General features: G+C 32.5%; 16 protein-coding genes. 15 read left to right on the forward strand and 1 reads right to left on the reverse strand.

Annotated elements, in window-relative coordinates; translation table 11 throughout:
- Positions 1-38 precede the first annotated feature (38 nt).
- The 15 genes from B5E58_RS02985 to sigF all read left to right on the forward strand — a co-directional run bounded on the left by B5E58_RS02985 (position 39) and on the right by sigF (position 13077).
- Positions 39-344 (forward strand): PTS sugar transporter subunit IIB, encoded by a 306-nt coding sequence (locus B5E58_RS02985; protein ID WP_088108195.1) that lies wholly within the window; start codon positions 39-41, stop codon positions 342-344.
- 173 nt (positions 345-517) lie between these two features.
- Entirely contained in the window at positions 518-1303 is a 786-nt protein-coding gene (locus B5E58_RS02990) for a DeoR/GlpR family DNA-binding transcription regulator (RefSeq protein ID WP_088108196.1), read from the forward strand.
- Positions 1304-1382: 79 nt separating this feature from the next.
- Positions 1383-2228, forward strand: coding sequence for an L-ribulose-5-phosphate 3-epimerase (locus B5E58_RS02995; protein ID WP_088108197.1), 846 nt, complete (start codon positions 1383-1385; stop codon positions 2226-2228).
- Positions 2229-2243: 15 nt separating this feature from the next.
- Positions 2244-3293: a hypothetical protein gene (locus B5E58_RS03000; RefSeq protein ID WP_088108198.1), complete on the forward strand. Its 1050-nt coding sequence runs from the start codon at positions 2244-2246 to the stop codon at positions 3291-3293.
- Positions 3294-3311: 18 nt separating this feature from the next.
- Positions 3312-3971 carry an HAD family hydrolase gene (locus B5E58_RS03005; RefSeq protein WP_088108199.1) on the forward strand — a complete coding sequence of 220 codons (660 nt, stop codon included), beginning with the start codon at positions 3312-3314 and terminating at the stop codon, positions 3969-3971.
- Between the two features lie 240 nt (positions 3972-4211).
- The gene (gene rpe / locus B5E58_RS03010) at positions 4212-4874 is read left to right on the forward strand and encodes a ribulose-phosphate 3-epimerase (RefSeq protein WP_088108200.1); all 663 of its coding nucleotides are present in this window, start codon (positions 4212-4214) and stop codon (positions 4872-4874) included.
- A 2-nt stretch (positions 4875-4876) separates the two neighbouring features.
- Positions 4877-5566: an L-ribulose-5-phosphate 4-epimerase gene (locus B5E58_RS03015; protein WP_088108201.1), complete on the forward strand. Its 690-nt coding sequence runs from the start codon at positions 4877-4879 to the stop codon at positions 5564-5566.
- A gap of 56 nt (positions 5567-5622) precedes the next feature.
- Entirely contained in the window at positions 5623-6276 is a 654-nt protein-coding gene (fsa, locus tag B5E58_RS03020; protein ID WP_088108202.1) for a fructose-6-phosphate aldolase, read from the forward strand.
- Between the two features lie 38 nt (positions 6277-6314).
- A complete protein-coding gene (locus B5E58_RS03025) occupies positions 6315-7139 on the forward strand; it encodes a transketolase (protein ID WP_088108203.1) in 825 nt (274 codons plus the stop codon).
- Complete coding sequence (locus B5E58_RS03030) at positions 7139-8071, forward strand: transketolase family protein (RefSeq protein ID WP_088108204.1); 933 nt, start codon at positions 7139-7141, stop codon at positions 8069-8071. Before B5E58_RS03025 ends, B5E58_RS03030 begins: the two co-directional genes overlap by 1 nt.
- 252 nt (positions 8072-8323) lie before the next feature.
- Positions 8324-9028: an HAD family hydrolase gene (locus tag B5E58_RS03035; RefSeq protein ID WP_088108205.1), complete on the forward strand. Its 705-nt coding sequence runs from the start codon at positions 8324-8326 to the stop codon at positions 9026-9028.
- 266 nt (positions 9029-9294) lie between these two features.
- Positions 9295-11403, forward strand: coding sequence for a glutamine synthetase III family protein (locus B5E58_RS03040; protein WP_088108206.1), 2109 nt, complete (start codon positions 9295-9297; stop codon positions 11401-11403).
- A 162-nt stretch (positions 11404-11565) separates the two neighbouring features.
- Entirely contained in the window at positions 11566-11916 is a 351-nt protein-coding gene (spoIIAA, locus tag B5E58_RS03045; protein WP_088108207.1) for an anti-sigma F factor antagonist, read from the forward strand.
- Positions 11913-12350, forward strand: coding sequence for an anti-sigma F factor (spoIIAB, locus tag B5E58_RS03050; RefSeq protein WP_088108208.1), 438 nt, complete (start codon positions 11913-11915; stop codon positions 12348-12350). The genes spoIIAA and spoIIAB overlap by 4 nt, the downstream gene beginning before the upstream one ends.
- A gap of 10 nt (positions 12351-12360) precedes the next feature.
- Positions 12361-13077 (forward strand): RNA polymerase sporulation sigma factor SigF, encoded by a 717-nt coding sequence (gene sigF, locus B5E58_RS03055; RefSeq protein WP_088108209.1) that lies wholly within the window; start codon positions 12361-12363, stop codon positions 13075-13077.
- Positions 13078-13114: 37 nt separating this feature from the next.
- Here the strand turns inward: sigF and B5E58_RS03060 are convergent, their stop codons facing one another.
- On the reverse strand, positions 13115-13507 hold the full coding sequence (locus tag B5E58_RS03060) for a zinc ribbon domain-containing protein (RefSeq protein WP_088108210.1): 393 nt from the start codon (positions 13505-13507) through the stop codon (positions 13115-13117).
- Positions 13508-13510 lie beyond the last annotated feature (3 nt).

Below are 13510 nucleotides of genomic sequence, written 5' to 3' on the forward strand. Positions count from 1 at the left end.
AATATAGTATTTATTTTAAGAAAGGTAAGGGATTTATCATGGCAAAAGATAATATGAGTTTTTTAGTATGTTGTGCAAATGGAGCAGGTTCAAGTCTTATGATGAAAATGACAATGCAGAAAGTTCTTGATAAATTAGGAATTAAAGCAAGTAAAGTTCATCACTGTGCACTTTCAGAAGGAAAAAGCGCTGCTTCTCAGTTTGATGTAGTATTCTGTGCTCAGAACTTTACTAATATGTTTAAAGATGCTGAGAAAAAAGGAACAACTGTTATTGGTCTTAGAAATATTATGTCTGCTCAGGAAATGGAACAGAAAATGAAAGAACACGGAATTATCGACTAATGTTTAATTGGTAATTTGATACAGTAAGTATATTACTATTTTCGTAAAATAAGACAGGACATATAAATTTAAAAAATTGTAATAAAAATACTGGATTTATTCGATAAATAGAGATACTATAACTATGTAGGCATAAAGCAAAAAAATCTATTTTGACAATAAGGAGATTATTAATGAAACGGGAACGAGCATATGTAGAAAATCGTAGGAATATGATTTTGGAGGCAGTGGAAGAAAACCATGAAGTCAGGGTTGAACAGCTTGCAGAAAGATTTAATGTTTCTCCTGTTACAATAAGAAGAGATTTGCAATACCTGGAGGACAACAAGATGCTTGTTCGTTTTTATGGCGGTGCTTTATCAAAACTGGCAGACCAGGAAAGACAGTACCAAGATGAGGACGACGTGCAAATATACAGAGAGCTTATAGCCAGATATGCAGGTAAACTTGTTGATGATGGGGATACAATTTTTATAAATTCCAGTAGCACGGCTTTAAAAGTTTTGGAATTTGTAGATAAACAGAATGTTGTTGTTATAACCAATAACGGAAAAGCTATTCATGCTAAGAAAAATGATGGTTTAAGCGTTATATTGACAGGAGGAGAGCTCAGACACCCAAAAGAGGCTATGGTTGGTGATTATGCTATCAGAAATTTACAGACAGTGTATGCTAAAAAAGCCTTTATAGGATGTAGCGGTATATCTCCAGAAAGTGGAATGACCACAGAAAATGCCAATGAAGTAAACATAAACAAGTTAATGATTGAACATGCTTCCGTTGAAATGTATCTTGTCGCAGACCATACGAAAATAGGGAAAAACAGTAGTTTTATAAGTTGCAATATTGAACAGGTAACAAATTTAATTACTGACGAAAAAGCTCCAGCTGATGTTTTAGAACTTCTTAGAGAAAAGGGAGTTAAAATTCATCTGGTTAAAAAGAGTGATTTCTTATAAGTCGTTATGGCGAAGACATATTTTTAAACAGAGTATGAAAAGAAAATTTGCCATAACGACTAACATTAGGAGGTTTGTTATGGCAAATTTTTTTACTTTAGGATTATATGAAAAGTCTATGCCTTCTTCACTTACCTGGAAGGAAAAACTTAGTGCAGCAAAAGAAGCTGGTTTTGACTATGTTGAAATAAGTATTGATGAGACAGATGAAAAACTTGCAAGACTTGATATGAGTAAAGAGGAACGCCTTGAACTTGTAAAAACAATGTATGAAGTTGGTGTTCCAATCCGCAGTATGTGTTTAAGTGGTCACAGAAAATATCCACTTGGAAGCAATGACCCAGAAACATGTAAACGTGGTATGGAAATAATGGAAAAAGCAATTGAACTTGCTGAAGACCTTGGAATAAGAATAATACAGCTTGCAGGTTATGATGTATATTATGAGGAGTCTTCAAAGGAGACTGTTGAAAGATTTGAAGAAAATCTTATTAAAGCAACAAAAATGGCTGCAAAAGCCGGTGTTGTAATGGGCTTTGAGACAATGGAAACAGAATTTATGAACACTGTTGAAAAAGCTATGAAATATGTAAATATTGTAAATTCTGTATATCTTCAGGTTTATCCTGATATTGGAAATATTACAAATGCGGCAAAAACTTATGGTACAGATGTCCTTGATGATTTAAAAACAGGTGCAGGTCATATTGCTGCAATGCATCTTAAAGAAACTGTTCCGGGAAAATTTAGAGAAATTCCTTTTGGTACAGGTCATGTTGATTTTGAAGCTGCAATAAAAACTGCTTGGGATTTGGGAGTACGTAAGTATGTTACAGAATTCTGGTATGTTGGCAGTGAAGATTGGAAAAAAGACCTTAAAGAAGCTCATGACATGATGAGTAGTATTTTAAATAAACAGATATAAAAAGAGGTATGGATTATGAAATTTGAAAAGAAAGTAATATCTAATTTAACAAAATGTTATTCTATTGCACCACTTCATTATAACGGAAAAGACCATATGCTTGTAGCAGCTGAAAAAGTTGACCGTTGTATATTATTTGACCTTGATGGTAATGAGGAAGACACAGTTTGGACAGAGCCGGGCGGAGTTATGACAATGGTTCAGGTTCCTGGAACAAACGGTCAGTTCCTTTCTACACATAAATTCTATTCTCCAAATGATTCAAAAGAAGCAAAAATTGTTATTGTAACACCTATCGAAAAAGGAAACTGGGAAGTACGTACTCTTGTAGACCTTCCACACGTTCACCGTTTTGATATTCTTGAAAGAAACGGAGTTCGTTATATTATAGCTTGTGCTTTAAAATCAGGTCATGAGTTTAAAGAAGACTGGTCAATGCCGGGTAAAGTTTATGCAGCTGTTCTTCCAGGAGATTTAAGTAAATTTAATGAAGACAATCAGCTTGAACTTAAAGTTATAAAAGACAATATGCTTAAAAATCATGGATATTACAGAGTAATGGAAGACGGAGTTATGACTTCTGTTGTATCAGCAGACCAGGGTGTATTCCAGTTTATTCCTCCAGAAACACCAGAGGGAGAATGGGAAATAAAACAGCTTCTTGATACACCTGCATCTGATGCAGTTCTTGTTGACCTTGACGAAGATGGAGAAAAAGAACTTGCTGTACTTGCTCCTTTCCATGGAGAATTTATAAGCATATACAAAAAGAAAGATGGAAAATTTGAAAAAGTATATGATTATGATAAGAGTGCAGACTTTACACATGCTATATATGGTGGCATGCTTTGTGGAAAACCTGCTATCGTTATTGGACACAGAAAAGGCGATAGAGACCTTATAGTATTTACATACAATAAAGAAACAAAATCTTATGGTTATGAAATAATTGACCATGATTGTGGTCCAGCTAATATATGTGTTTACAACAAAGATGGAAAAGATGTAATACTTTCAACAAATAGAGAGGTTGACGAAGTTGCATTATATATTTCTAAAGATTGATTATAAATAATTGGGGTTATGATTAAATCAGTTATATTTGACATTGACGGTACTATGTATGATTATGATTTTGCACATAATAAAGCTTTTGAGAAGGTGGCTTGTTATGTTCATGATAATTTTTTCATAGATAGAGAAGACTTTTACAGACAGCATAAAGAGGTTCAAAAGGAAATTGAATTGAGATTGGGTAAAAATAGTTCAGCAATTCATAATAGATTGATACGTTATGAAGTTTTCCTTGAAAAACTTGGCAAACCTTTGTTTCCACATACTATGAATATGTATAAATTATATTGGAATACACTTATTGACAACATTATTCCTGAAAAGGGGTTAAGGGAATTTATGGAGTATATTAAGAGTTTGAATATAAAAATAGGTGTTGGAACAAATATGACTGCATATATGCAGTATAAAAAACTTGAAAAACTTGGGATTTCAAAATATATAGATTTTATTGTTACAAGTGAAGAGGTTGGGTGTGAGAAGCCTTCTGAAAAGTTTTTTGAATATTGCATTGAGAAATCCACTTTTAAGCCTTCAGAATGTATTTTTATAGGTGATAGCTTTAAAAATGATGTGGAAGGTGCTATAAAATGTGGCATGAAAGCTGTTTGGTATAATAATATTTCTTATTGGGACATTATACATAATATCGAAGAAATGTTATATTAATTATAAAAATTGTAAATTTAGAGAAGGTTGATTTTGATATATTTTATGGTATAAAAATTTATATTTTTAAAAATGTAACTGTCTAAAGCTTTATTTTTACGAGTTTTAGCATAGCTTTTATTTTTTTTGGTTTTGTTCAAGTAAAATATAGTAAAATATAGAAAAAATTAGTAAAAAAATATGGTTTCAAGGTTACAAATTTTATAAATAAAAATAAAAAATAAAATGGGAGATGATAGAATGGTTCAATTGGCACCTTCTGTTTTATCAGCGGATTTTTCAAGACTGGGAGAAGAATTAAACGTTATAGAAAAAGCAGGAGTTAAAATGCTTCATATAGATGTAATGGACGGCACTTTTGTTCCTAATATTTCTCTCGGTATGCCTGTAATACAATCTATGAGAAAAGTATCAAATATGTTTTTTGATGTTCATCTTATGGTAAGTAATCCGGATAACATAATTGAAAGTATTGCTAAGTGCGGAGCTGACGGAATTACTGTACATGCCGAAACTTGTACACATCTTCACAGAACAATACAAAATATTAAAAAGTTAGGGCTTAAGGTTGGGGTTGCCTTAAATCCTGCTACACCAATAAATGTTCTTGATTACATAATACAGGATATAGATATGGTTCTTATTATGACAGTAAATCCGGGATTTGGAGGACAGTCATATATAGAAAAAATGACACAAAAGATAAAAGATACACGAGATATGTGTAATAGACTTGGTTTAAATACTGATATTCAGGTTGACGGTGGTATAAGTCCTAAAAATGCAAAAGAGGTTATAGAAGCGGGAGCAACTGTTCTTGTAGCTGGTTCCTCTGTGTTTGGTGAAAATAAAGAGGAAAGAATAAAAGAGTTTTGTAAGATTTTTGAAGAGGGGAGAAAGTAAATATGTTAGAAGAACTTAAAAAAAGAGTTTATGAAGCAAACATGGAGCTTCCTAAACATGGTCTTGTTACTTTTACATGGGGTAATGTAAGTGAAATTGATAGAGAATCAGGATTATTTGTTATAAAACCAAGTGGTGTTGATTATGACAAACTTACACCAGATGATATGGTTGTTGTTGACCTTAATGGAAACAAAGTTGAGGGTAAATTAAATCCTTCATCAGATACAGCAACACATGTTGAATTATATAAAGCTTTCCCTAATATTGGAGGAGTTGTTCATACTCATTCACCATGGGCTACAAGCTGGGCTCAGGCAGGTAGAGCTATTCCTTGCTATGGTACAACTCATGCTGATTATATGTATGGTGAAATTCCTTGTGTAAGAAATCTTACAAAAGATGAAATTGAAGAAGCTTATGAAAAAAATACAGGTGTTCTTATAGCAGATTATTTCAAAGATAAAGATTATGTTGCTATGCCTGCTGTACTTTGCAAAAACCATGGACCATTTACATGGGGTAAATATGGTAAAGAGGCTGTTCATAATGCAGTTGTTCTTGAAGAAGTTGCAAAAATGGCTGCTAGAACAGAAATGATTATGCCTAAAGTTAAAGAAGCTCCACAGGAACTTAAAGATAAACATTATTACAGAAAACATGGAGCTAATGCTTACTATGGTCAGAAATAATTGATAATGGTATTTTAAACTTAAAATATAAGAAAGAGAAAGGAAAGGGATTATTTATGAAGTTTTTTGTTGACACAGCTAAAGTAGAGGATATTAGAAAAGCCAATGATATGGGAGTAATATGTGGTGTTACTACAAACCCTTCACTTATTGCAAAAGAAGGTAGAGATTTTGAGGAAGTAATAAGAGAAATCACAACAATAGTAGACGGACCTATAAGCGGTGAGGTTAAAGCTACAACTGTTGATGCTGAAGGTATGATTAAAGAAGGTAGAGCTATTGCAGCAATACACCCTAACATGGTTGTAAAAATCCCTATGACAGTTGAAGGATTAAAAGCTGTAAAAGTTCTCTCAAAAGAAGGAATTAAAACAAACGTTACACTTATATTCAGTGCAAACCAGGCATTACTTGCAGCAAGAGCTGGAGCAACTTATGTATCTCCTTTCCTTGGAAGACTTGATGATATTTCTGAAAATGGAGCAGATTTAATCCGTACAATAGCTGAAATGTTTAGTGTAGCAGGAATTGAAACAGAAATAATCGCAGCAAGTGTTAGACACCCAATCCATGTAATGGAGTGTGCATTAGCAGGTGCAGACATTGCAACAGTTCCATATGCAGTTATTGAACAGATGACAAAACACCCATTAACAGATGCAGGCATTCTCAAATTCCAGGCAGACTACAAAGCAGTTTTTGGAGAATAATAAATTGATTGTATTATAACTTTTTTTGGGAGGTTATTATGGACAAAACAGAATTAAAAAAGATAGCAAATAAAGTTCGTAAAGACGCTTTAACAGCTGTTTATTGTGCAAAATCAGGACATCCAGGCGGTTCACTTTCAGCAGCTGACATATATACATATCTTTACTTTGAAGAAATGAATATTGACCCTGAAAATCCTAAAAAAGCAGATAGAGACCGTTTTGTTCTCTCAAAAGGACATACAGCTCCTGGATATTATGCAGCTCTTGCAAACAGAGGATTTTTCCCAGTAGAAGATTTAAAAACACTTCGTCATGTAGGTTCATATCTTCAGGGACATCCAGATATGAAACATATACCTGGCGTAGATATGTCAAGTGGTTCTCTTGGACAGGGAATTTCAGCGGCTGTTGGAATGGCTATATCAGCTAAACTTTCAAATGAAAGTTACAGAGTATACACACTTTTAGGAGACGGTGAAATTCAGGAAGGACAAGTTTGGGAAGCAGCTATGCTTGCAGGACACAGAAAACTTGATAATCTTGTTGTTATAGTTGACAATAACGGTCTTCAGATTGACGGTAAAATTGAGGATGTAAACTCTCCATATCCTATTGACAAGAAATTTGAAGCATTCAATTTCCATGTTATAAATATAAATGGTCATGATTTTGACGATTTAAAGAAAGCCTTTGATGAGGCAAAAAACACAAAAGGACAGCCAACAGCTATTATTGCTAAGACAGTAAAAGGAAAAGGAGTTTCATTCATGGAGGATAAAGCTTCATGGCATGGAGCAGCACCTAACGCTGAACAGTATGAAATAGGAATGGCAGACCTTGAGAAGGAGGGGGCTTTATAATGGCTGATAAAATCGCAACAAGAGAAAGTTACGGAAATGCACTTTTAGAGCTTGGAAGAAAACACCCTGAAGTAGTTGTTCTTGATGCAGACCTTGCAGGAGCAACAAAAACAGGAATATTTTTAAAAGAGTTTCCAGAGCGTCATATAGATTGTGGTATAGCAGAATGTAATATGATAGGTGTTGCAGCAGGACTTGCAGCAACAGGGAAAGTACCTTTTGCCAGCTCCTTTGCAATGTTTGCAGCAGGACGTGCTTTTGAACAGGTCAGAAACTCAGTTGGATACCCAAAACTTAATGTAAAAATAGGAGCAACTCATGCCGGAATATCCGTAGGTGAAGACGGAGCAACACATCAGTGTAATGAAGACATAGCACTTATGAGAACAATACCTGGAATGGTTGTAATAAACCCTTCTGATGATGTTGAGGCAAAAGCAGCAGTTGAGGCAGCTTATGAACATCAGGGACCTGTATATTTAAGATTTGGCAGACTTGCAGTGCCTGTTATAAATGACAGACCAGACTATAAATTTGAACTTGGAAAAGGTATAGTTTTAAGAGAAGGAAAAGACCTTGCAATTATAGCAACAGGACTTGAAGTAAATGAGTCTCTTATAGCAGCAGAAAAACTTGCTGAAGAAGGAATAGAGGCAAAAGTAATTAATATACATACAATCAAACCTATTGATGAAGATTTAATTGTAGAAGCAGCAAAAGAATGTGGAAAAGTTGTTACAGTTGAGGAGCACTCAGTAATAGGAGGACTTGGAAGTGCTGTATGTGATGTATTATCAGCAAAATGCCCAGTTCCAGTATGTAAAATAGGTGTTCAGGACACATTTGGTGAGTCTGGACCAGCTGTTGAGCTTATCAAGAAATATGGTCTTGACAGTGAAGGAATTTACAATTCTATCAAAAAATTTATTTAATAGTAATTTATTTACAAAAAACCTTTCTATTGATATAATGAATAAAAAATACAAAAAATAAGAATAAAAAAATACCTTGCAATTTAAAGTATTAATTTTTTAATACATAAACAAACAACAAACATACTCTTTGTGATAATTTTTTAAAATCTTTCGGTTTATATAATATTTTAATGGTTTTAATTGGTTTATAAAAAATAAAGTTTAAAGGGCTGTTATTTATAACAGCCCTTTTTGGTATTGGAGGGAATTATGAGTAATAATATTGCTATATTTTTTGATGTTGATGATACACTTTACAATCAAAGAGAACCTTTTGAAAAAGCCTTTGAAACTGTTTTTGGTCATATAAAAAATGTTGATATTAATAAACTTTATTCAGATAGACATAAATACAGTGATGAGGTTTTTGAAAAATCCTGTAAGGGCGAAATAACAATGGAGGAGATGTATATATATAGAATTTCAAAGGCTTTTGAAGCACAAGGTATAAAAGTATCTGATAAATCTGCTCTTGATTTTCAATATGAATATAGTAAAAATCAGAACAATATAAAAATAAGTGATACAATTAAAAATATACTTGATTTTTGTTGTAGTAAAAATATTAATATTGGAATTATAACAAATGGTCTTACAAAACATCAGAAAAATAAAATAAAAAATTTAGGTCTTTATAAATGGATAGAGGACAAAAATATTTTTATTTCTGAGGATGTAGGTTTTGCAAAGCCTGATAAATCTATTTTTAAAGCGGCGGAAAAAGCCTTTTTATCAAAAGATATATATTATGTGGGAGACTCTTTTAAAAATGATATAGAGGGCGGATATAATGCCGGTTGGAAAACAGTATGGCTTAACAAAAGAAATTATGTTGTTGAAAGTCATATAAAGGCTGATTATTGTGCTAAAAATGAAGAAGAACTTTTTGAAATTATAAAAAATATATGTATTTGAATTATGTAATAATATACTTTTTTAATATTAAAAATTTTAAATTTTGTTGTTTTGTTGTGTAAAAATCTAAATTTTTTAAAAAGAGTTTTAATTGCTATGTACAATATAGTATTAATTATATATTGTATAAAAAATATATAATAATAAAATTATTCTCTTATCGTTGCGTTGTAACAATTAAAATGATAAAATTGAAAATATTTCAAAAGTTAATAATTTCAAACTAGGGTTTAATTTTATAAATTGAAAGGACAGTGAGGTTTTTTATGTACGAAAAGGTTTCAATACCTGAAATATTCGGAATGAATGTTTTTAATGACGCAGTTATGCGTGAGAGACTTCCTAAAAAAATATACAATGAGCTTAAAAACACTATTGAAAATGGAGAAAGACTTCGTTCAGATGTTGCTGATATTGTAGCTAACGCTATGAAAGATTGGGCTATTGAGAGAGGTGCTACTCATTATACACACTGGTTCCAGCCTATGACAGGAATTACAGCTGAAAAACATGATGCATTCCTTACTCCTATGGGTGATGGTACTGCTATAATGGAATTCTCCGGTAAAACACTTGTTAAAGGAGAGTCTGACGCTTCTTCTTTCCCATCAGGAGGACTTCGTACAACATTTGAGGCTAGAGGATATACAGCTTGGGACTGTACATCACCTGCATTCTTAAAAGAAGATGCTTCCGGTGTTACTCTCTGTATACCAACAGCATTCTGTTCATACACAGGAGAGGCTCTTGACAAAAAAACTCCTCTTCTTCGTTCTCTTGAAGCTATAAATTTACAGGCATTAAGAGTTTTAAGACTTTTTGGTAACACAACATCAAGAAGAATTATTGTATCAGTAGGTGCTGAACAGGAATATTTCCTTGTTGATAGAGAGCTTTACAAACAGAGAAAAGACCTTATTTTTACAGGAAGAACACTTTTCGGTGCTAAACCTCCAAAAGGTCAGGAACTTGATGACCACTATTTTGGAAATATAAAAGAGAGAATTGCTTGTTTTATGCATGAACTTAATGTTGAACTTTGGAAACTTGGTGTTTCTGCAAAGACACAGCACAATGAAGTTGCTCCAGCACAGCATGAGCTTGCTCCTGTATATGCTGATGCTAATATAGCTACTGACCATAATCAGCTTATTATGGAGGCTCTTAAGAGAATTGCAAGTCATCATGGTCTTGTATGTCTTCTTCATGAAAAACCTTTTGCTGGTGTAAATGGAAGTGGAAAACATGATAACTGGTCACTCTGTACTGATGACGGACAGAACCTTTTGGACCCAGGAAAAACTCCTCACGAAAATGCACAGTTCCTTCTTTTCCTTGTTGCAGTAATAAAAGCTGTTGATGTTCATGCTGACCTTTTAAGAATGGTTGCTGCAAACCCTGGAAATGACCATAGACTTGGTGCTGCTGAAGCTCCGCCAGCTATAATTTCAATATTCCTTGGAGACCAGCTTGAAGATATATTAAAACAGTTTGAGGCAGGTCATGTTGAAAATAGTATACAGGGAGAAAAAATGCAGATTGGCGTAAGTACACTTCCAGCTCTTAAAAAAGATGCAACAGACAGAAATAGAACTTCACCTTTTGCATTTACAGGAAATAAATTTGAATTTAGAATGGTTCCTTCTTCAATGTCAATAGCAGGACCTAACTTCTTTATAAATACAATAGTTGCTGATGTACTTAAAGAGTTTGCTGATGAACTTGAAAAAGCTGAAGATTTTAATGCTTGTGTTCATGAACTTATCAGAAAAACTTATGTTGAGCATAAGAGAATACTTTTTGACGGTAATGGATATTCTGAAGAATGGGTTAAAGAAGCTGAAAGAAGAGGACTTCCAAACTTTAGATATATGGTAGATGCTATTCCAAGTCTTATTACAGAAAAAGCTATTGGAGTATTTACTCGTCATGGTGTTCTTTCAGATGTTGAGCTTCACTCAAGAGCGGAAATAACATATGAAGCTTATATAAATCAGATAACAATAGAAGCAAGAACTATGCTTGATATGGCTTCAAAACAGATAAGACCAGCTGTAATGAAATACTCTGGAATGCTTGCTAATGATATAAATTCAATAATTGCAGCAGGTGGAGACCCTTCTGTTGAAAAAGAGATACTTGGAAAAGTTACAGAAAACCTTAAGGAGTTTAACAATGCTCTTAAACATCTTGCAGAAGTTACAGATAAAGCTGTTAATTTTGAGGGAGAAACAGCTGAAAAAGCTGTATACTTTAAAGATGCTGTTGCTGTTGCTATGGAAGAACTTAGAAAACCAGCAGATGAACTTGAGCTTATTGTTGACCAGAAAGTATGGCCTTTCCCAACATACGGAGAACTTTTATTTAATATATAATATTTATAAAAAAGATGCTTTTTTTAAAAAAGCATCTTTTTTTGTTGTTAAATGTTTTAATATAAAAATTTATAAAATAATCTGTAAATAAAATACGAAGGATTATCAATCTTAAAATATGGAAAATATTGTATAATTATTTCATCAAAAGGAGGAATAAAAATGCAGTTAAATTTTGATAAAGTAAATAATATACTTATTGTTTCCATAGAAGGTGAGATTGACCACCATACAGCAGAAGAAATAAGAACAAGAATAGAAGATGAATTTTATAGTTTAAATGTTAAAAATATGATTTTTGATTTTTCAAAAGTAACATTTATGGATAGCTCAGGAATAGGAATGGTTATAGGTAGATATAAGTATGTAAAAAATTTTGGCGGAAAAGTTGTTGTTGCTAAAGTAAATGAAACTTTTGACAGAATATTTAAAATATCAGGTCTTTATAAAATTATAAAATGTTATGAAACCCTTGATGAGGCTGTTTCTGCTATTTCGGGGGTGATAAAATGAATTATGAAAATAAAATGAAATTGTCTTTTAATTCTGACTCAAGAAATGAGGCCTTTGCTAGAATAGCTGTATCAGCTTTTATAATGCAGCTTGACCCTACACTGAGTGATATATCAGATATTAAAACTTCTGTGTCTGAGGCTGTCACAAATGCTATAATACATGGGTATGAGGGTAAAGAAGGTATTGTGGAGCTTTTTTGTGGTTATGTAGAAAATACAGTGTACATAGAGATTACAGATAAGGGGAAAGGCATTGAAAACATTGAAAAAGCAAGAACACCTCTTTTTACTACAAAAATAGATGAAGAACGTTCAGGAATGGGCTTTACAGTTATGGAAACATTTATGGATACTGTAACTGTTGAAAGTGAAAAGGGCGTGGGAACAAAAGTCACTATGACTAAAAAAATAGATAAAACCTCATCATTGTGAGGTGATTGCTGTGGATAAAATTTATGAACTTATAGAACGTGCACAGCAAGGAGACAGACAAGCTAAAGAGCAGATACTTAAAGAGAATGCCGGTCTTGTATGGAGTATTGTTAGAAGATTTAGAACTAGAGGTTGTGACATGGAAGACCTTTTTCAGATTGGTTCTATTGGTCTTTTAAAATGTATTGAAAAGTTTGATATGACTTATGATGTTAAATTTTCAACATATGCAGTACCTATGATACTTGGAGAAATAAAAAGATTTCTTAGAGATGACGGAATAATAAAAGTTAGTAGACCTGTAAAAGAAACAGCTATGAAAATAAAATATGAGACAGAAGAATTTTTGAGAAAAAATGGGAGAGAACCTCAAATTTCAGAACTTTCAGAAAAAACGGGAATACCTGTTGATGATATTATTGTTGCTTTGGAGTCTTCAAGAGATGTTGAGTCAATATTTTCAACAGTTTATCAAAATGATGGAAATCCTGTATTTTTGATAGATAAATTATCAGAAGATAATGAGGAAGATAATTTTGTTGATATAATTGCTCTTAAGGAAATACTTTGTAAACTTGAACCAAAAGAGAGAAGTATTATATTTATGAGATATTTTGAGGATAAAACTCAAACGGAAATTTCAAAAATTCTTGGAATATCTCAGGTACAAGTATCAAGAATTGAAAAAAGAGTTTTAGAAAACATAAGAAAAAAGTTTTATAGATAAAATAAAAAATCTCCTGTAAAATCAGGAGATTTTTTTGCTATTTTATTTTACTTCCACATTTTGGACAGTATTCAAATTCAGAGTTTACAGGATAACCACAATTAGGACATTTAAAGTTGTTATTATAGTTGTTGTAGTTATTATATCCTTCTGTATACTCATAAATAAGGTCACTGTCATCAATATCAGGATTTTCACCTTTAAGTATTTTTTGACCTATTTCGTCACTTACAGAAAATATAGCATTACAACAAGTTGATTTACAATAAAACTTTTTACCCCACTTAAAAACAGGTATAAAAAATAAACTTAGGTATGTATATACCATAAAAAATTCAATTCGACCATATTTTCCACAATTTTTGCAAATTACCATTTTTGAAAAATTCAAATCCTTAATTCCGTTGGAAATACCAAATATAAAAAACATTTA

The sequence above is a fragment of the Tyzzerella sp. An114 genome, assembly GCF_002161055.1.
GTDB classification, from domain to species: Bacteria; Bacillota; Clostridia; order Lachnospirales; family Anaerotignaceae; genus Fimicola; species Fimicola cottocaccae.

Coding starts and splice junctions, on each gene's coding strand:
- spoIIAA (WP_088108207.1), top strand. CDS start 11,566: ATGCAGTTAAATTTTGATAAAGTAAATAATATACTTATTGTTTCCATA.
- B5E58_RS02985 (WP_088108195.1), top strand. CDS start 39: ATGGCAAAAGATAATATGAGTTTTTTAGTATGTTGTGCAAATGGAGCA.
- B5E58_RS03060 (WP_088108210.1), bottom strand. CDS start 13,507: ATGTTTTTTATATTTGGTATTTCCAACGGAATTAAGGATTTGAATTTT.
- B5E58_RS02990 (WP_088108196.1), top strand. CDS start 518: ATGAAACGGGAACGAGCATATGTAGAAAATCGTAGGAATATGATTTTG.
- B5E58_RS03015 (WP_088108201.1), top strand. CDS start 4,877: ATGTTAGAAGAACTTAAAAAAAGAGTTTATGAAGCAAACATGGAGCTT.
- B5E58_RS03005 (WP_088108199.1), top strand. CDS start 3,312: ATGATTAAATCAGTTATATTTGACATTGACGGTACTATGTATGATTAT.
- B5E58_RS03030 (WP_088108204.1), top strand. CDS start 7,139: ATGGCTGATAAAATCGCAACAAGAGAAAGTTACGGAAATGCACTTTTA.
- B5E58_RS03025 (WP_088108203.1), top strand. CDS start 6,315: ATGGACAAAACAGAATTAAAAAAGATAGCAAATAAAGTTCGTAAAGAC.
- B5E58_RS03035 (WP_088108205.1), top strand. CDS start 8,324: ATGAGTAATAATATTGCTATATTTTTTGATGTTGATGATACACTTTAC.
- spoIIAB (WP_088108208.1), top strand. CDS start 11,913: ATGAATTATGAAAATAAAATGAAATTGTCTTTTAATTCTGACTCAAGA.
- B5E58_RS02995 (WP_088108197.1), top strand. CDS start 1,383: ATGGCAAATTTTTTTACTTTAGGATTATATGAAAAGTCTATGCCTTCT.
- rpe (WP_088108200.1), top strand. CDS start 4,212: ATGGTTCAATTGGCACCTTCTGTTTTATCAGCGGATTTTTCAAGACTG.
- fsa (WP_088108202.1), top strand. CDS start 5,623: ATGAAGTTTTTTGTTGACACAGCTAAAGTAGAGGATATTAGAAAAGCC.
- B5E58_RS03000 (WP_088108198.1), top strand. CDS start 2,244: ATGAAATTTGAAAAGAAAGTAATATCTAATTTAACAAAATGTTATTCT.
- B5E58_RS03040 (WP_088108206.1), top strand. CDS start 9,295: ATGTACGAAAAGGTTTCAATACCTGAAATATTCGGAATGAATGTTTTT.